Here is an 18,888-nt window from a genome sequence, read left to right on the forward strand (position 1 = left end):
ACTCATGCCATGGCGCTTCCCCAAGCCGGCAAGCCCAGACGCATAGGGCATCAGAGAAGCGCTTACTCATCTTCGCGTGGAAACGGCGTACCTCCTCCAACGTAGCGCGAAGGATTCTTGTCATTGTCTCACTTCACCTTTGTCGCGAATTTCTCGAAACGGGCGACACAGTTTGCGACCAAAACCCGTAGCGGTACGTTCCAGGTGGATATTGCGCGCCGCGTCGCGCTGAAAACCGTGAGCCCAGAGTCTCACGGACGCCTGTCGATTATGCAAACAATGGCATCCGGATCAACGCCGTGTGCCCCGGCAACATCGAAACGCCGACGGTCTAGGGAATGCTGAAAATGCAGCCGAAGGTGATGGCAGACCTGATGAAGGAAGTTCCAATCGCTCGCCTCGGCAAGGCACGGGAAATCGTCGATGCGGTAGGTCACGCCCTGCCTGTCGACGATGGCTACACCGTTCGATAACAGGCCGGCGCCGTGCGGGACTTCTCGCTTGGTTTGGACGACGTCGAATCACGACGTCATTGGTCCGCCTGCCTCGAAAAGCACCCGCTCCTGAAGCCGTGGGCGAACGAAAAGGAGTGGATCGCGTCATTGACATCGCGCCTTGGCAGGCGTGATGTCGGTTCCGATTGAGCGGACAATCCTCGATATTGCCCTGAGGATAGATCCGACCTCTCCCAACGCGACGTGGCTTGGTGGTTTTCGACGGCTGCGTCTATGACAAGCGGAGTCTGAAATCGAAGATATAGCGGTTTGGCATATCCCGGCGCTCAATCAACCACGTCTCATATAGCAAGCCTTCTCTAAGTACCGCAGACTGCAATTGGTCGTAGGCCCATGCAAGTCTTTCACGTTCGAAGGCCCGTTCGAACATCCACCGCTGCACCTCCCCCTTCTGCTCCAGGAGAGACCCTAACTGTTGCATGAACTCGTCGTCCGGCGTCAGCGCACGCAAGTCGTCCAGGCCGAATCCGTTCTCATCCACCAGACAATAGCCGATGCTGCGTGCGCCAAGGTGGGATTGCGCTGCGGCTGCCTTGGCCAGGGTTTCCCTGTCGGTAAGCCGGGTGCGTCCTTTCACCTCTATGATAAAAAAGAGGTCTGTGTCGGTCCGGACCAGGAGATCTGGGATATAGATTCTATCCGCACCATCATAATGGTAGCGGATATCCACAGGCTGTTCCACGAATTCTGTTACGATTGTGCAGCTATCGAGCGCCTTGATCAGTCGCCGCTCGCCCATGCTGTCAAAACCGACAAGACGCTGCAACGTTTTGGAATAGTACGGCCGGTCGTATCGGCATGCCCTGAGAGGTTGAAATCCGGTAAGATCGACGGGCTGCTTGTTCAGATGTTGAGGCCAAACAGCCTTTTTCAGGATTTCAAGAACGAATGCATTCGCTTTGAGAACACCCTCGGAAATCTCATCTTGTTCCGTACTCCGGCCTCTTGCGGATATCTTGGCGCGACCAATTTTTCGGATTGGCGCCATAGCCTCCTTGCTCAACTGACGGGCAATCTTTCGTGGTGTCCCGTTCCGCAACAAGAATGCCTCGAGCATGAATTGCGTGAAATTGCTGCTGCAGCCTTGGCTTCCAAGTTCGGTTGCGAACCAGGCCAGCGGAGCGTCGGCTTGTTCGTCCGGCACCTCATCCTTTACCAGGTCCAGCACTGCCGCCGTCAGGCTCGACTTTTGCTTAATGCCCCAGGACAATCGTCGAAGCACGTTGACTTCGACCTGCCGGATGCGTTCACGGCTTACGCTGTATTTGTCGGCCAGCTCCGCAAGTTTAGCTCCAGGATAAAATTCTTGGCCGGGAGTGAGCCGGGCCATCGCTACATCAATCCAGCGTTCGGCCATTGCTCCGGGTTGATGCTTTTTCGGATTCAGTACTGTAATATCGTAACATAGCGCATGCCAAAGCTTCTCCACGACATTCCCGGTCCAAGGGAAATCCTGCGGCCAAGTCACAGCTTGTACTGTCCGTGGGCGGCTCTCCGCGCTTCTTGAAACGGCCGTAGTCGAGGCATGACGAACGATCGACGCGCGATTGGGTTTCGTTGATCTCGTCGCAGCTGAGGGGATTTTACGGTTATCTTTCGCGCGCAGATAAGATCTGAACTCGGGTAAGGGCGAGATGAGCTTGCCGGTTTCATCCCGTAGGCCCATCTGCCGTTGGCGCGAAGTGATCGCCCCTCGCGTCCGGCCTAGCGCGATGGCGATATCGCTGGCTGACATTCCTCTCGCGGTTGCTTCGTAGAGGCGTTTTTCCTCGTCCAAAGTCCAAGGCGCTCCAGCACGCTCTGTCATATCAATCCCTCAGCTGTCTCCACTCCAAAATGCCGGAAACCTGCCTGCCCGCTCAAATTAGGAAAGCAATTTAGCTGGTTCTCATTTTCAATGAGCTGCAGCCTTACCGCAAGCAAATATGATCACTGCGGTTGTGCTTGCGGGATGGGTTCAAGTTTCCGATGCCGCCATCGTTCTCGTAATCCGTGGAGCTCCGGCTCAGTCATAATCGGCCCTGCGAAGATGTGCGACCTCGACGCGCAGGCTTCAGGCATCGGCTCAAGGAGCCGCGCCGCATCAACGGGGGTCTCGGAAAGCACACCGCTTGTTCCCATTTCCTCGCCCACATGGACTATTCGGCCGGTCACGCCATCGATTACCTGAATTCTTCCGTCGCCGGCTTGGGATAGGCGGGTGTCGGGATGCCAGATAACGAGTGAGTCCTGCTCCCCGAAACGAAGACATCCGTGCTCATCTATCCTGAGGCGGCCTTGAAGCAGGTTTGATATATACACCTCTGGACGGTCACTGCGTTTGATCAAAACCGGCAGCAAGTCGCCACCTCCGGCTGAGGAAGCAACGAAGAGGGGCCCAGCCATGACACTCATTAGCAATAATATGTTCCGCTTCTGCATCACTCCATCTCCGTGGGCCGACCCCTCGCACCGAGGCAAGCTGCATCACGCGCGTTCAGTTTTTGGTGTGCGGGTAAGTCCGGTCAACTATTTTTTCCGGTCGCGTGAAATTTAAATCTAACTAACTCCGGATTTGCCTTCTTGTTGTAGGGATGATCTGTGATCGAAACGGGCCGCCCGACGATACGCGGCCAGCTTAGTGCTTCGTGGCGGCTCATAGGGGCAGCCGATTCAGATATTCGGCCATACCAAGACCGAGACGTAGTCGGGCCTGGTCAATATCCAACCAGAAAAATCGAAACAGAATTGGGGAGTTTCCTCCGAAAGGGGTCTTCTCATAGTGATACCAGCTCTCGGGGAGATTGCCGTCGAGGAGCAGGTGAAAGTAGCTGCGACGGATCGTGTATGGGACGCCATCTCGCATGTAGTTGTGGTCTGTAGTGCCGAGTAATCGGAAACCACAATACCAACTCAAGCCGGTTTCTTCACGAAACTCACGGTGCGCAGCATGGAAGATGCTCTCTCCGTGATCGACGGTTCCACCGGGAACCTGAAGCGGAACGTCGGGAAAGTCTGGCTCATCAAACACGAGAAGGCCCCGGCTCGATGTAGCGTAGACTAGTGCTTTCTGAGGAACTTTGTCCGGCATATCTTTGTTCGCCACTCTGTTTCAGATCATGTTGAAGCGGGGCCGTTCTCCCCGATCAAAAGCTGACGCTTGAAGGGGGCTCAAACCTAGGCAAGTCTCATGCGATATCAGGAGTCGCGTCTATACTAACAAGATTAGCCAATATCTCCTCTCGGCTTTCCCAATTGTCTAGGCGGTATCCGATTATATAAGACGGTCGGCTAACTGCCGTTTCGCGGAAGCCCTATCTCTGGAGTGAGAGTGCGGGGCTTCGCTTCGCGACGGGTTTGGGGCTGAGAGAGAGGCTCTCGGCACCCGTCGCGGAGAAATCACCATGGCCAAAGCTGCCAAGAAGCGCGCCCCGATGATCGTCTTTTCGCGGGCGCGCGATATTCCGTTCAACCGGATCAGGCTGTCGGATAGCAATGTTCGCGAATCCGACGTCGAGGCCGGCCTCGATGAACTCACTTCCGACATCGAGCGCCGCGAGGATCTCGTGCAGGGCCTCAATGTCCGTCCCATCCTCGATGCCGACGGCAACGAGACCGGCGATTTCGAGACTCCTGCGGGCGGACGCCGCTACAGGTCCATCGCACGGCTGGTCAAGGCCGGCCGCTTCCCCGAGGACGGGCTGGTCCCCTGCATCGTCAAGAAGGCCGATGCGAAGACCTCGGCCATTGATGACTCGCTCGCAGAGAATACCTTCCGGCTCGCGCTCCATCCACTCGACCAGTTCAAGGCGTTCAAGCGCATGGTCGACGGCGGGATGGGCACCGAGGAGGTCGCCAGCGCATATTTCACCACGCAGCGCTATGTCGAGCAGCGCCTCGCGCTCGCCAAGGTCTCGCCGGTGCTGCATGAGGTCTACGCCCAGAACGGCATGACGCTGGCGACGCTGGAAGCATTCACCGCGCATCCGGATCATGCTCGTCAGGAGCAGGTCTGGGATGCCGTCAAACAGTCCTATTACCGCGAGCCCTGGCGCATCCGCCAGATGCTGACCGAAACCAGCGTTGCCGCCTCCGACAAGCGTGCGCTCTTCGTCGGCATCGACGCCTATATCGCGGCGGGCGGTTCGTTGCTGCCGCGCTATCTCTTCGATGACGACGGGGAAGGGTGGCTGGAGGATGTGCTGCTGCTCGACCGGCTGGTGGCGGAGAAGCTGAAGGCTGCGGCCGATGAGATCGCCACCGAGGGATGGAAATGGATAGACGTCAATATCGATCTTCCCTACGGCTACGATCACGGCCTTCGCGCGATTACCGGCACCTTCGCCGATCTGACGGATGAGGAGCGCGCCGCTCGCGATGCACTGCGCGAGGAATATGATCGTCTCGAGGCGGAATATGAAGGCGCTGACGAGCTGCCCGACGAAATCGATCAGCGTCTCGGCGAGATCGACACGGCGCTCGAAGCCTTCGAGAAGCGGCCGATGGTCTACGATCCTGCCAACATCGCCATCGCCGGCGTCTTCATCGGAATCGATGCCGATGGATCGCTGTCGGTGGATCGCGGTTATGTCCGCCCCGAGAACGAGTCCCAGATGGATGCCGATGGCGGGGAAACCAGGGAGGCCCGCGGTGCGGGGGCTAATCCCGTTGCAGCCTCCGTCCAGCGTGCTGTCATCACTCTCGGCGGCCAGTCGGCCGAGCCGGAGGAGGAAGAGGAGGAGGATGCCATCAAGCCGCTTCCCGAGCGGCTTGTGACCGAACTGACGGCGCATCGCACCCTGGCGCTGCGCGATGCGGTCGGAGCCAATCCGCATGTCGCCCTCACGGCGCTGTTGCACAAGCTGGTACGCGATACCTTCCAGCGCGCCAGCACATCAGGCGCCAGCCTGCAGGCTTCCGTCAATCACGTCTTCTTCCGCGAGCAGGGCAAGGACCTCGCGGACGCTCCTTACGCGAAATCCGTCACGCGACGGCATGAAGACTGGAAGGCTGAAATGCCAAGTGATGAGGACGCTCTCTGGGACTGGCTCGCCGCGCTTGACGAGGCCAGCCGCCTGGCGCTGCTCGCCCATTGCGTCGCCTACGGGATCAACGCGCTCTACGAGCGGCCGAATGCCTTTAGCGCCACCGGGATTTCGCAGGCAGGCCTCGACCGCCGCATGGCCGAGGCGGACCGACTCGCGCGAGCCGTCGGTCTAGACATGGTGGAAGCCGGATTCAGGCCGACTGTCGAGAACTATCTCGGCCGCGTGACCAAACCGCGCATCCTCGAAGCGGTGCGGGAAGGTGCTGGCGAACGGGCGGCACAGCTCATCGATCATCTCAAGAAGGCCGACATGGCCAAGGAAGCCGAGCGCCTCCTCGCCGACACCGGCTGGCTGCCCGAGCCGCTGCGCCTTGTCGATCTGAACGTCAGTCACGCCGCCGAAGGGCAGTTGGATACCGAAGGCGACGACGCGCTGCCGGAATTCCTCACCGCCGCCGAGGAAACGTCGGACGACAGCGCGATCAGCCAGCAATCGGACCATCTGGTCGCCGCAGAATAAGATACGGGCGGCGCGGCTCTCAGTGCCCCGCTGCCTTCATTCCCTTCTTTCATCGCCCGGTCTTGCACCGGGCTTTTTCATTTTGGAGAAGTCACATGGCTATTCCCGAACATGCTCGCACCAACTTCCGCACACTTCTGCACGCTGCCGATGACGGCAATCTCGCCCTCATGGAGTGCCTCGATGCCGCCACCGGCGAGCCGCGTTATGTCTTATGTGCCGTCGGCCGTGATGGCGACGATTACGTCTTCACCCCGTTCGGCCATCTCGCTGATGGCAATCCCTATGATGCCTACCTGCCTCCGGATCCCGCCGATCCGAATGGTTTCCTCCCGAACAGCGGAAATGGAAACCCGGCGTAATCTCGTTTGCGCGCCATCACCAACGGACGGTTCGAGAGGAAGAGGGCTGTGAGGCCGGGATGGGTTCGGACGGGCAAAGAGAGCGCTGTTCGAATCTTTCCCGTTTCGCTCTCCGGAGAAAACCCCATGACGACACAGGCCACCACATCCCGCCTTGCTACTCTCGTTCCACAGGATCGCCGTGAGACGTTCCTGCCGACGTTGTTCGGACTGCCGCATCTGATAGTCGCAGAGAACGCGGTCTATACATTCATGCAGCAACTCAGCCCGAGCGACTATGGCGGCGGCTTTTGGAATTTCTACGAGCGCGAAGGCCAGCCGCTGTTCCTCGCACCTACCTCGCGCCCGCGCTACAGGATCGAGAGCGGGATCACCCAATACTGCGGCGAGGTCTCGGCGGAAGCGGCAGGGATCATCGCCACGCTGTTTACCTTCTCGCATCTCTCCTTCCGGTACGAATCTGAGTTTCTCGCGCGCGGTTACGGACGGCTTTATGATTATTCGACCGGCCATCCGGAAGCGTCGGAGATATTCCAGGCCATCGACTGACTGATGTGGAGCGTCCCGCTGCTCAACGGCGGGGCGCTTTTCTCATGCAGGCCACGGCCAATTATATGAGGGCAAGGAGAGGGAGAGTGCGGCCGGTTTGGCCGTGACGGGATTGTGGGGTGGAAGAGAGGCTTCCGCCGCCCGTCAGGGAGACTATCGTGATGAACACCTGCATCTCTGCTATCTCGACCAGGAAATTTCCGCTGCGGATCACCTGCCTCGGTGAAGCTCGTCTGGAAGACAACCCGCTCTACGGTTCCTCTACAGTCTTGGATACCGTCGAGCTTGGGCATTGCGGCTCCCTTGATGAGGCCATTGCCTGTGTCGAACGGATCGCCGGGCAGGATTACATCGACACCGGCGATGACGAGGTTACCGATTTCGAGCCGCTCTTATTCGTCATCGTCGACAGGGAGGAATGCCAGGTCCTCGCCGGCGAGGCCGTGCGGCGTGGCGTCAGATGGTGCGAGCCTGTCGCGTCCGACGATGAAGTACGTCTCGTGACCGAAAAGATGGGCCAACTGCGCGACGAAGCCTTTTTCGAAGCGAGCTGGGACAATTATAATACCGCCCACAAGCTTCGCCTGCGCGCCAGTGTGCTCGAAGGCCGCCTCATTCATCCCGACTGGCGCGAAGCGGCCCGGGCCGTGCTGCTTAAGACCACATGAGCCATCGCCCTCAGCATGAATGGCCGATGGTTAGCCGATCGCTTCAGCGCCCCGCTTCGCGGCTGGGCGCTTTTTTCATGTCGGCGCCGTGAGAGTGAGAGGCCTGCCGGGACGGATTGAGCCCGGGCGGTCGAGAGAGCGCTGACCGGGCTTTTCCGTTCTCGCTCTCCTTAAGGCTCCTCTCATGAACATCACTTTGCCCGTGGCCGCCCCGGCTGCGCCTATTGCTCATGTGTCCGCCATCCTTGCCGCCGCCAACCGTCTTCTCGGCCATCTCGAACGCGGCGAGCGTATCGATGCGGCTATCCTCCGCTCGGCCATGGAAGCGGCCTTTGGCGCCTCGGACTCTGCTGGCGCCTGGAACTGGAAAGCGGCCTACGAGGCCTGCGAGGCCGCAACCGTCCTGTTTTTGCGCAAATACGGACGTGCGCTTTTCCGTAAGGCCGGTTCTCCGGCTTCGCGGCTTTCCGCCTTGACGAAAATCACCGGCCTGTTGCCGACGCATACGCGTCGTTCAGAGGAGAGCCAGGCGCTCCAGCAGTTTTCGACGCCGCTTCCGCTGGGCCTCGCGGCAGCGACCGCGGCCGCCATCACGCCGAACGATATCGTGCTGGAGCCTTCGGCTGGCACGGGTCTCCTCGTCATCCTGGCCGAGATCTTCGGCGGCTCTCTTATCCTCAACGAACTGGCCGGGCTTCGCGCCGATCTGCTCGCCTCACTGTTTCCGGCCATTGCCGTCACCCGCTTCGATGCTGCCCAGATCGACGATCATCTCGCGCCGGGCACGGTGCCATCCGTCGTCTTGATGAACCCGCCGTTTGCGGCTCTGGCGAATGTTTCCGGTCGCGTAGCCGACGCCGGTTTCCGCCATGTCGCCTCGGCGCTGAACCGCCTCGCGCCCGGCGGGCGGCTGGTGGCGATCACCGGCGCGAATGTCGGACCGGACCTTCCCGCCTGGCGGGATGCCTTCGTTCGCTTGCAACACCGGGGCACGATTGTCTTCTCCGCCGGGATCGCCGGTTCGGTCTATGCCAGGCATGGCACGGCCTTCCCGACGCGGCTCACCGTGATCGACAAGACGCCTGCCGGCGATCCGGCTATCGTTCCAGCCTCGCCGGGCATGGCGCCGGATGTCGCTACGCTCATCGACTGGATCAAAGCGCAGGTGCCGCCACGTCTCCCGGTCGCACTGCCGGAAAGATCGGCGCAGCAGCCGCCCGCCACACCCCGGACCGTGCGCGGCTATATCACCCGTTCGTCCGCATCTCGTGCGGCCGGGACCATCGCCGCCGATCCCGAAGGCGTGGAACTGGCCTATGAGACCGTGAACTGGACGCCGCCCGAGGGCGTCCGGCTGACCGACGCCCTCTATGAGGAATACGGATTGCAGTCGATCCGTATTCTCGGCTCTCAGGCCCATCCTACCAAGCTGGTTCAATCCGCCGCGATGGCAAGCGTTGCGCCGCCAAAGCCGAGCTATCGCCCGATGCTGCCGGCGAACATTCGGGATCTCCTGTCAGATGCCCAGTTGGAGACCGTCATCTATGCCGGTGAGGCACATTCCGGCTATCTTACCGGATCCTGGACGGTGGATGAGACCTTCGATCTCGTCCAGTCCGCGCCCACTGACGCCAAGGGCGCGGTGCGCTTCCGTCGCGGCTTCATGCTCGGCGATGGAACCGGCGCGGGCAAGGGCCGCCAGTCGGCCGGCATCATCCTCGACAATTGGCTGCGTGGACGGCGCAAGGCCGTGTGGATTTCGAAGTCCGACAAGCTGATCGAGGATGCGCAGCGCGACTGGTCGGCGCTCGGCATGGAGCGCCTGCTTATCACGCCGCTGTCGCGCTTCCCACAGGGAAAGCCGATCACGCTTCATGAAGGCATCCTATTTACTACCTATGCCACGCTACGCTCCGACGACCGTGGCGAGAGGGTTTCGCGCGTCCGGCAGATCGTCGAATGGTTGGGCTCCGATTTTGACGGAGTGATCATTTTCGACGAGAGCCACGCGATGCAGAACGCCGGCGGAGGCAAGGGAGAACGCGGTGATATCGCCCCTTCGCAGCAGGGACGCGCCGGCCTGCGGCTGCAGCATGCGCTTCCCGATGCCCGCGTCGTCTATGTCTCGGCCACAGGCGCAACCACCGTCCACAATCTCGCCTATGCGCAGCGGCTCGGGCTGTGGGGCGGTGACGATTTTCCGTTCGTCACCCGCGCCGAGTTTGTGGAAGCGATCGAGGCTGGCGGCGTCGCCGCGATGGAGGTTTTGGCCCGCGATCTTCGCGCGCTCGGCCTCTATACCGCGCGCTCGCTCTCCTATGACGGGGTGGAATATGAGCTGGTCGAGCACCAGCTCACGGACGAGCAGCGGAACATCTACGACGCCTATGCCGGTGCGTTCGCGATCATCCACAACCATCTCGATGCGGCGATGGAGGCGGCCAATATCACCGGCAGCGATGGCACGCTGAACAGGCAGGCCAAATCCGCCGCCCGCAGCGCCTTCGAGTCGGCCAAGCAGCGGTTTTTCGGCCATCTGCTCACGAGCATGAAGACCCCAACCTTGATCCGTTCGATCGAGTGCGATCTGGAGGAGGGCCGTGCCGCCGTGATCCAGATCGTCTCGACCGGCGAAGCGCTGATGGAGCGCCGCCTGGCCGAGATCCCGACCGAGGAATGGAACGATGTCCGCGTCGACATCACGCCGAGGGAATATGTGCTCGACTATCTCGCCCATTCCTTTCCGGTGCAGCTCTACGAGCCGTTCACCGACTCCGAAGGCAATCTGTCGTCGCGGCCGGTCTATCGCGATGGGCAGCCCGTTGAAAGCCGCGAAGCTGTTGCCCGCCGTGACGAGCTGATCGATCGGCTTGCTTCGCTCCCGCCCGTTCCCGGCGCGCTCGACCAGATCGTCCAGCGCTTCGGTACGACACAAGTGGCCGAGGTGACGGGCCGCTCGCGCCGTATCGTCCGCGTGGGCGACCGTCTTGCGGTCGAGAACCGCGCGCCGTCCGCGAACCTTGCGGAGACGACCGCCTTCATGGACGATTTGAAGCGCATCCTCGTCTTCTCGGACGCGGGCGGAACCGGGCGCAGCTACCATGCCGAGCTATCGGCACGAAACCGGCGGCTGCGCGTTCATTATCTGCTTGAGCCGGGCTGGAAAGCAGACGCTGCCATTCAGGGCCTCGGCCGTACCAACCGGACGAACCAGGTCCAGCCACCCCTGTTCCGCCCGATCGCGACCGATGTGAAGGCGGAAAAGCGCTTCCTCTCGACCATCGCCCGGCGTCTCGACACGCTCGGCGCGATCACGCGAGGCCAGCGCCAGACGGGCGGGCAGGGGCTGTTCCGCCCTGAAGACAATCTGGAATCGCCTTACGCCCGCGACGCGCTGCGCCAGCTCTATTTCCTGCTGGTGCGGGGCAAAGTCGAAGGATGCTCGCTCGACCGCTTCGAGGCGACCACCGGCCTCAAACTGACGGACCCGAACGGCATCAAGGACGAACTGCCGTCCATCACGACCTTCCTGAACCGGCTGCTCGCGCTCACCATCGACCTCCAGGGTATCCTGTTTACCGCCTTCGAGCAGCTTCTCGACGCTAAGGTGCAGGGAGCCATCGCCAGTGGCGTCTACGATGTCGGGCTGGAGACCCTGACGGCGGAGAGCTTCGTCGTCAGCGACCGGAAGACGATCTACACCCATCCGGCGACTGGCGCCGAGACGCTGCTGCTCGCAATCACCGAGCGGCGGCGCAACCGGCCGAAGACTTTGGAAGAGGCTCTGGCCCTTGCCGACGATAATCGCGGCAAGCTGCTGGTGAACTCCAAGTCGGGCCGTGCCGCCGTGCAGGTTCCGGCTCCTTCGCTGATGCTGGACGACGGCGAGATCGAACGGCGCGTCCGGCTGATCCGGCCGATGGACTACCATCACGCATCGCTGAAGATGATGGCCGAAAGCCATTGGGAGGAAACCCACCGTGAGACCTTCGCCGCCGTCTGGAGCCGGGAAGTCGCGGAGGTGCCGGAATTCTCCGACAGCACCATCCATATGGTCGCCGGGCTTCTCCTGCCGGTGTGGAAGCGCCTGCCGAACGAGTCGACGCGGGTTTACCGGCTTCAGACCGATGACGGCGAACGCATCATCGGCCGCCGTGTCTCGCCGGCCTGGGCTGCCAATGCGACCGCGATGGGCACGGCATCACTTGCGGCGGACGATGCCTTCGCTGCGCTGCTGGATGGCCGCACGATCCTCGATCTTGCCGAAGGCCTGCAGCTTCGCCGGGTCCGTGTCATGGGCGCGAACCGCATCGAACTTTCCGGTTTCACCGAAGCCATGCGGGAGCGTCTGCGCGCCTATGGTCTCTTCACGGAGATCATCTCGTGGAAGCTCCGCTTCTTCGTGCGGGTCGACGCGTCCGGTCCGGCTGTCCTCGGCAAGCTGCTCGACACCTATCCGGTCGAGCGTATCTCGGAGCGGGAGGCGGCCTGATGTCCCGCCACGATGCTTCCGATCTGGCAATCCGTCTCGGCCGCAATGCCGAGGCGGTCTGCCGTCACTATCTGTCGTCCGGCCGTCGCGCCGGGCGATACTGGATTGTCGGCGATGTGCAGAACAGTCCGGGCCGGTCGATGTTCGTGCGCCTGACCGGGCCGGAAACCGGCAAGGGTGCGGCCGGCAAATGGACCGACATGGCGACGGGGGAGCATGGCGACCTCCTTGATGTCATCCGCGAGGCGCTTGGCCTTGTCGACTTCAGGCAAGTCGCCGAGGAAGCGCGCCGGTTCCTCTCACTCCCGCATCCCGAACCGGAGAAGACCAGAAGGCCGACCGGTGGAACAACGAACGTCGCTGTCCGTTCGCCTGAAGCGGCGCGGCGGCTCTTCGCCATGTCCCGGCCAATCCCCGGCACGCTTGCGGAGATCTACCTCAACGGGCGGGCGATCAGGTCGCTCTCCGGTACCGCCGCGCTGCGCTACCATCCGCGGTGCTATTATCGGGCGGGCGGGCGTTCTCCCACCCAGATCTGGCCGGCGATGGTCGCTTCCGTCACCGACCTCGACGGACGGCAGACCGGCGCGCACCGCACGTATCTTGCACCTCTTGGGGTCGCTCCGGACGGTTCGGGCAAGGCGCCTGTCGAGACGCCGAGACGGGCGATGGGCGATCTTCTCGGGCATGGCGTCCGCTTCGGCATTGCCGATGAGGTGCTCGCTGCCGGGGAGGGGATCGAGACCGTTCTGTCGCCCCGTCAGGTCTTGCCCCAAATGCCGATGCTGGCGGCGCTCTCGGCCGCGCACCTCGCCGCAATCCTGTTCCCGGCAACGCTGCGCAGGCTCTATGTTCTGCGAGATCGCGACTCGGCCGGTAACGCTGCAAGAGACAGCCTGATGGCCAGAGCAGAAAGCGTCGGGATTGAGGCGATTGCGGTGTCGCCGATCGGCGCGGACTTCAACGACGACCTGCGTCAGCGCGGCGTCGATGCTCTCCGGACGGTTCTCAAGGAACAGCTTCATCCCGAGGACGTCAGCCGGTTCATGGAGGGGTGAGGAGCGTGGTGCGAATGAGGCGCGGCAAGGCTCTTTTCTTCATCTGCGTCTGCGTTCATCATCGGAAACATCCTTCCTTGTCGCAGAGAGCGGCGCCCACGGCCTTCTCAAGAGGGCGATCGGCTCACAAACGGGCCGGCCGGGCAATGGCGCGGCGGCCGACTATTTTCCGCCGGCGGCTGACCACCCCGCGCGACACGTCGCGCGTGGTGGGCAGCCGCCTTTGCATCGCGAGGCAAAATAGTCGGCCTTAGCCATCGAGCCCTGCGCTTCGCTCCGGGTGCCAGCCCGTCCCGCCTGTGAGCTTCGACGCCTGCGAAGGCCGCGATGGGCGCGGTCTCAGACGAAGGATGCTCCCGATGATGAACGCAGACGAAAACCTGAGCTTCGAGCCGGCCCCATCCCCCACCGACCAACTCCTCAGCGAGCTCCAGCTCTATGGCTGGCGTCCCTACAGCGACGAACCTGATCCTAGGCCGTTGCCGGAGGGCAACATGATCGCCGCCGCCGTCGCAGACATCTTCGACGCCTTCGTCGCTACGCTCGGTGACACCCGCCTCGAACCCGACCTCGACGATCTGCTCTGGGGTGTCGTCAACCTTTTCCACCGCGCCGTGGGCCGGGTGGAGCGCGAACTCGACGACAATGAGCAGGCCCAGCGTCGCCTTCAGCGGGAACAGGACGGCAGCGAGGTGAAGTCGGTCGAACTCGAACGCCGTACGGCAGAGGGGCAGACGCTTATCGAGCGGCGCAACAGCATGGAACTCTTCCGTGACCTCTCGGCGGAAGCCTTCGAGCATCATACCGGCACCGCCTGGCGCCCGCGGGCCGGCTCGATCGTCAGCCATCGCAATCTAACCGCGGCGATGATCGACAGCCGCGACTTCCTCGCCGCGAAACGCCGGACCGAAGCGCAGGTGCTGCTGCCCGCCGGACCCAAGGTTGCCGTAACCGGCGGCGCCGACTTCAACGATCATCGCCTGATCTGGGACAAGCTCGATAAGGTCCGCGCCAAGCACCCTGACATGGTGTTGCTGCACGGCGGCACGCCGAAGGGCGCTGAACTGATCGCCTCCCGCTGGGCAGATAGCCGCAAAGTGCCGCAGATAACCTTCCGCCCGGACTGGACGAAGCACGGCAAGGCCGCACCGTTCAAGCGCAACGACGCCATGCTCGATGTCCTGCCGGTCGGTGTCCTCGTTTTCCCCGGCACCGGGATCCAGGAGAACCTCGCGGACAAGGCGCGCAAGCTCGGCATCCCGGTCATGAAGTTCGACGGCGGCGCTTAAAGAGGCTGTGTCAAAACGCCTGGGCATCGAAGCTGACGCGCAGGCGTGAGGGAGCACCCGCTCACACCGTTCGTTGTTTCAAATTAATGCAGCGTATCAAGTTGAACGCCAGCACCGATAAAGCCATTTCGGTACTCGTCCCTTTGATCCCCCTTGTCAGGAATCGTCCTGTCATCATTCGCTTTATCGTGCCGAAGGGATGTTCAGCGGCGCATCGTCGTAGACGCATCAGATCAGGACGGGCAGCTACTCGCTCCACCATACGTTCAAGAGCATCTTCATGTTGATGTCTACTGACCGAACGCCGCTCGGATTGCGTACATTGTGCTTTCATCCCGCAATCAGAGCAGTCCCGTGAGAAGTAATAGTATCCACCGCGGTGCACAGACCCTTTTCGATGCAGGATTCGCCCGGCCGGGCAAATGTAATGGTCATGCTCTGGGATATAGCGAAAGCTGGAACGGCCGAACTGTTCCCCGTTGCCACGATTATTAACGGATCGCTTCACTGGAACGCACGCAACGATTCCGTCATTCTCACAGGCCGCGGCTGCATTTCCATTGGAATATCCGGTGTCGGCAACTACGGTCAACTCCTCTATATCCAGCAGTTCCTTTGTCGCTTTGGCCATGGGATATAACATACGCTGATCATTGACTTCGTCAGTGACGGCATGATGCAAAACAATCCCGGTATCGGCATCCACCGCAATCTGCACATTGTAGGAAGGCGGCTTGCCCCCGCAGCCAAATCCCATCGGCCTGGCTTCCGGTTCACCTTGCACGACAAGACGTCGGTCATCCTGATCCAGACGATTTGATAACTGCTCCAATTCGGTACGTCGTTCTTTCAGAACAGAAAGAGCTTTTCGTGCAGCGTTTCCACCATCAGTGATTTCCGTACTATCCTCGCTGTCGAGTCTGGCAAGATAGTCCACGATCTGACTGTCGAGCTTTTCCCACTCTTCAGCGATACGTCCCCTATCGAGAACACGCTGCGGGCTTGCCGCAGCGCGCACCTTGGAACCGTCTATGGCGACGAGCCGGGCTTTAAAGAGCCCTTGCTCGCGACAGAATAAGACGAACTCCCGACAGGTCGCCACAATCGCTGTGCCGTTAATCCGACGGAAGTCGGCGATTGTCTTATGGTCGGGTATCAATTTCCCGATAAGCCACATCACCTCAACATTTCGTCGGCATTCACGCTCGATACGACGAGAGGACCGTACCTCGTTGAGGTAGGCGTAAAGATAAAGCTTGAGCAGATCGCACGGATTGTAACCCGGCCGCCCCGTCAATGCGGGTGTCGCACGGTAAAAGCCCAGGGCGCGGACATCCAGATTTTCGACAAAGGCATCGATTACCCGAACGGGAGAATCCACCTCGACATAGTCGTCAAGAACGGCTGGAAGCAAAGATGCTTGGTGTCGTTCATCGCGGGTAAGGTATGCCATGTTCCCTCCGCTGTTCACGGGGAAAACCATAGCAAAATCAGTTTGATAATGGCAGATTTAATCTTCGTCTGGCCATAGATTTATTAAGCTATGCGGTCGTTCTCCGTCTCGGCTTCGGCTGATATAGCCGACGCTTCACATTTGGCCTCAAAGCGTTGCGGACATCCTTGTCCGCGACATCGACGTCAAACCACTCAGGGTCGAAATATCCACCACACCAGCGCTTGGTTTCAGGTCGGCTTTGTCCGACATGATTTCGAGGAAGCGTTCATATCCGGGTACGCCACCGACATCCTCCGGCGGTCTTGCTCGCGCCCCGTCTATGCAAGTGCCGAGTTTGGGAGCAGTATCAAGGGCAAGGAATTCCTCGACCTCGATGGAATGGCTCCAGCTGTCGCCGAAGTCATAGAGGTAACCAAAGATCGCGCCCTGATCGAAATCCCGAAGGCGGACGCCACGAAAATCAAAAACGCGAGGATCATCGGCATCGCCATCGCTTAACAATTCGACGTCGCCGTATCGTAAACCACCGATCCTGAATTCATGGAGATGATAGTTCCACCAGTTGAACGCTGCTTGAATAGCAAGATGCAGGTGTTCAAGATTCCAATCCGACGGCAAAACCAGCCGGCGCCAAACTTCTGGCTCGATCTCGTCCAGTGAAATGTGAATTTGTACGGCGTTGCTGGCTTTGAACATGACGCATGTGAACAGGGTGGATCAAAAAAGGTCAAGCCAAAGTCGCCTATCCAGCCGCTGAAAAAACGCCATGCGGATTTTTCGCATGGCGTTTTGACACAGCCTCTTAAAGCGCCGTCGCTCGGCGATTTTACCATCGCCACTGCTTGACGGAAGCCCATGATTCTGACTCAAATGAAGCATCCTTGCAGCAACGGCGAAGTAGCATAGTCGCAGGCGGAGCGTATCCATCGGCAGCCTGAGGCGATTCCCAACCGTTCATGCGGAGGCTTCCATGACGCTGATCCTGCTTGCCATGTCTCTGACGATCACGCTTTGCATCGTCGCTTATAATTTTGCCGTCTATGCCTTACCGTTCATGGTCGGGCTGAGCGCCTTTCAATATGTGTATACGATGGAGGCGGGCTTTCTGATGTCAGGCCTCGCCGCCGTCGGCGCCGCGCTGCTTTCGGTAGCGCTCGTGATCGCCGTGCTGGGCTTCGCGAAGAACCCGGCTCTGCGCCTGATTGTGCTCACCGTCTTCGCCGTGCCTGCCATGATCGCAGGCTATGCGCTGGTTCATGGCGTCACGAAGAGCTTCATCGACTCGGACGTTGCGCTGAACCTGCTCGGCGGCGCTGGCGCCCTGTTCATCGGTATAGCGGCGATGCACCATCTCAACGCGCTGGGTACCTCCGTCCTCTCACGCTGACCGCGACTGCTCATACTCCGGCTTTTCGGCACCGGCTTAGACGGGATGTGGCTCTCTGCGAAGTGGTGGCCGTTGTTTTCGGCGAGCTTCACCCGGGCTCAGGAAATCCACCGTCTCGGCGATGATCCGGTGAGCCGAAGCAATCGGCACGGTCAGACGCTCCGCTTTGCATAGTAACGACCGCGGGCCAGCACCTTCATGCCCTTCTCGCAATAAGCGGGAATCGTGCTTTTATCCATGAAGGCAGGAGCGGGCCATTTGCGTCCAGAACCCGGTGGCAGCTACTGTTAAGTCCCGGCCTGCCTTCCAACCGGTGGCGCATTATGGCCGGAGAAGACGGGGCTCGTGCGCACGCATGGTAATGCGGTTTCGCGCGAAGCCTGCCGCACACCGTTGCCTGGAAGGACGATGGTTCTGTGCGCATCTCCGTTATGCTCACGAAAGGCACCAATCCCTCCGACTGACTGATCCCCTAAGACCGTTCGGTTTCCACCAGCAACCCCCGCGGCTCCCGGCCGTGTTGCCGCGCAAGCGCGGCTGCCCGCTCCAACCGGGGCCTTGGGGGCGAGCTGGCGGCGCGCCGCCAGTTGCAGGGGGCTCCCGACGGCCTTGGCCGGGTCTCGTCGGAGGGAATGGTCCCTCCGAGGAGCAACGGAGACACTAAAATGCAAAACATCGTCATTCTCGCCGGCAACATCGGTCAGGCTCCCGAAACCCGCATCACCCAGGGCGGCACCAGCATCACCCACTTCACCTTGGCCACCTCGCGCCCCCGCTACTCGGAAGGCAGGATTGTCCGGGACGAGAACGGCTACCGGGTCCAGGACACCGAATGGCACCGCATCACCGCCTTCAACGGGCTCGGCAAGACGGTCCAGCAATATTGCGAGAAGGGCATGAAGGTGCTGGTCCGCGGCCGCATCCACTACACGAAATGGACCGACCGCGATGGCGTGGACCGTTACAGCACCGAGATCATCGCCGAGACGGTGGATTTTCTGAGCCGGGCGAAGCCGGCCGAAAAGGAGGACGGCCAACTCGTCGATGACAGCGACATACCGTTCTAAGGAAGTGCCGAAGACCCGGCGGCGGGAGCCGCCGGGTCTTCGCGATCGCGGCGACCCGTAGCGGTAGCTGGCGTTGAGGGGCACCAACCGCAAAACCTCGGCACTGAAGCCGGACAAATTCGATGTTGCATAACGCCGCCAAATTTATCCAGCGCGCAACAAAATGCCGTCACCTTTCAACATGGATGAATTTTTGCCGACCAAGAATTTAGCGAAACGGCCATATTGACTACCCTCATCTTGTCGGCGGCGACTGAGAGCGGCGGTGCAAAAGTCGGCCACGGTAGCGGCGGAATAATCCAGCCGCGGGCGGAGTAAAATCCGGCCACCTATTTCCTTTCTGCAATGAGCGCAGGAGGGACAGGGGATCTACACCGTGGAACTTTATTTGAGGGTTCGCCTGGCTGTTTCCGAAGGGATGACGCAGCGTCAGGCAGCAAGGCATTTCAACATATCGCGCGACAGCGTCGCGAAGATGTTGTCGTATTCGACACCACCC

15 protein-coding genes are annotated in these 18,888 nt (G+C 60.8%); 11 read left to right on the forward strand and 4 right to left on the reverse strand.

Annotation, left to right across the window (positions count from 1 at the left end; genetic code table 11):
- The first annotated feature begins 338 nt into the window (after nt 1-338).
- Nucleotides 339-473, forward strand: coding sequence for a hypothetical protein (locus tag IEX53_RS24225; protein ID WP_268902610.1), 135 nt, complete (start codon nt 339-341; stop codon nt 471-473).
- A 253-nt stretch (nt 474-726) separates the two neighbouring features.
- Here IEX53_RS24225 and IEX53_RS22825 read toward each other — a convergent pair whose 3' ends face one another.
- Complete coding sequence (locus IEX53_RS22825; protein ID WP_188826479.1) at nt 727-2,322, reverse strand: TnsA endonuclease N-terminal domain-containing protein; 1,596 nt, start codon at nt 2,320-2,322, stop codon at nt 727-729.
- 828 nt (nt 2,323-3,150) lie between these two features.
- Nucleotides 3,151-3,585, reverse strand: coding sequence for an NUDIX hydrolase (locus IEX53_RS22830; RefSeq protein WP_188826491.1), 435 nt, complete (start codon nt 3,583-3,585; stop codon nt 3,151-3,153).
- 313 nt (nt 3,586-3,898) lie between these two features.
- On the opposite strand from IEX53_RS22830, the gene IEX53_RS22835 reads away from it, so the two are divergent.
- The 7 genes from IEX53_RS22835 to IEX53_RS22865 all read left to right on the forward strand — a co-directional run bounded on the left by IEX53_RS22835 (nt 3,899) and on the right by IEX53_RS22865 (nt 14,479).
- Nucleotides 3,899-6,061, forward strand: coding sequence for a ParB/RepB/Spo0J family partition protein (locus IEX53_RS22835; protein WP_188826480.1), 2,163 nt, complete (start codon nt 3,899-3,901; stop codon nt 6,059-6,061).
- A gap of 95 nt (nt 6,062-6,156) precedes the next feature.
- Nucleotides 6,157-6,423 carry a DUF6117 family protein gene (locus IEX53_RS22840; RefSeq protein ID WP_188826481.1) on the forward strand — a complete coding sequence of 89 codons (267 nt, stop codon included), beginning with the start codon at nt 6,157-6,159 and terminating at the stop codon, nt 6,421-6,423.
- A gap of 126 nt (nt 6,424-6,549) precedes the next feature.
- Complete coding sequence (locus IEX53_RS22845; RefSeq protein WP_188826482.1) at nt 6,550-6,972, forward strand: antirestriction protein; 423 nt, start codon at nt 6,550-6,552, stop codon at nt 6,970-6,972.
- Nucleotides 6,973-7,133: 161 nt separating this feature from the next.
- A complete protein-coding gene (locus tag IEX53_RS22850; RefSeq protein WP_188826483.1) occupies nt 7,134-7,640 on the forward strand; it encodes a hypothetical protein in 507 nt (168 codons plus the stop codon).
- Between the two features lie 184 nt (nt 7,641-7,824).
- On the forward strand, nt 7,825-12,132 hold the full coding sequence (locus tag IEX53_RS22855; protein WP_188826484.1) for a strawberry notch family protein: 4,308 nt from the start codon (nt 7,825-7,827) through the stop codon (nt 12,130-12,132).
- Nucleotides 12,132-13,190, forward strand: coding sequence for a DUF7146 domain-containing protein (locus tag IEX53_RS22860; RefSeq protein ID WP_188826485.1), 1,059 nt, complete (start codon nt 12,132-12,134; stop codon nt 13,188-13,190). The genes IEX53_RS22855 and IEX53_RS22860 overlap by 1 nt, the downstream gene beginning before the upstream one ends.
- A 359-nt stretch (nt 13,191-13,549) precedes the next feature.
- A complete protein-coding gene (locus tag IEX53_RS22865; protein WP_188826486.1) occupies nt 13,550-14,479 on the forward strand; it encodes a DUF2493 domain-containing protein in 930 nt (309 codons plus the stop codon).
- A gap of 61 nt (nt 14,480-14,540) precedes the next feature.
- Here IEX53_RS22865 and IEX53_RS22870 read toward each other — a convergent pair whose 3' ends face one another.
- Nucleotides 14,541-15,932, reverse strand: a complete 1,392-nt coding sequence (locus IEX53_RS22870; RefSeq protein WP_188826487.1) for an IS1182 family transposase — start codon at nt 15,930-15,932, stop codon at nt 14,541-14,543.
- A gap of 147 nt (nt 15,933-16,079) precedes the next feature.
- Nucleotides 16,080-16,631, reverse strand: a complete 552-nt coding sequence (locus tag IEX53_RS22875; RefSeq protein WP_236016340.1) for a plasmid pRiA4b ORF-3 family protein — start codon at nt 16,629-16,631, stop codon at nt 16,080-16,082.
- Nucleotides 16,632-16,905: 274 nt separating this feature from the next.
- Between IEX53_RS22875 and IEX53_RS22880 the strand changes: the two genes are divergently transcribed.
- The 3 genes from IEX53_RS22880 to IEX53_RS22890 all read left to right on the forward strand — a co-directional run.
- Entirely contained in the window at nt 16,906-17,322 is a 417-nt protein-coding gene (locus IEX53_RS22880; RefSeq protein WP_188826488.1) for a hypothetical protein, read from the forward strand.
- A 665-nt stretch (nt 17,323-17,987) separates the two neighbouring features.
- A complete protein-coding gene (locus IEX53_RS22885) occupies nt 17,988-18,389 on the forward strand; it encodes a single-stranded DNA-binding protein (protein WP_188826489.1) in 402 nt (133 codons plus the stop codon).
- A 376-nt stretch (nt 18,390-18,765) separates the two neighbouring features.
- Nucleotides 18,766-18,888, forward strand: a 123-nt coding sequence (locus IEX53_RS22890) for a helix-turn-helix domain-containing protein (protein ID WP_188826490.1), incomplete at its 3' end; no start/stop codon positions are given.

This window comes from Paramesorhizobium endophyticum, assembly GCF_014640615.1.
Taxonomy (GTDB): Bacteria; Pseudomonadota; Alphaproteobacteria; order Rhizobiales; family Rhizobiaceae; genus Paramesorhizobium; species Paramesorhizobium endophyticum.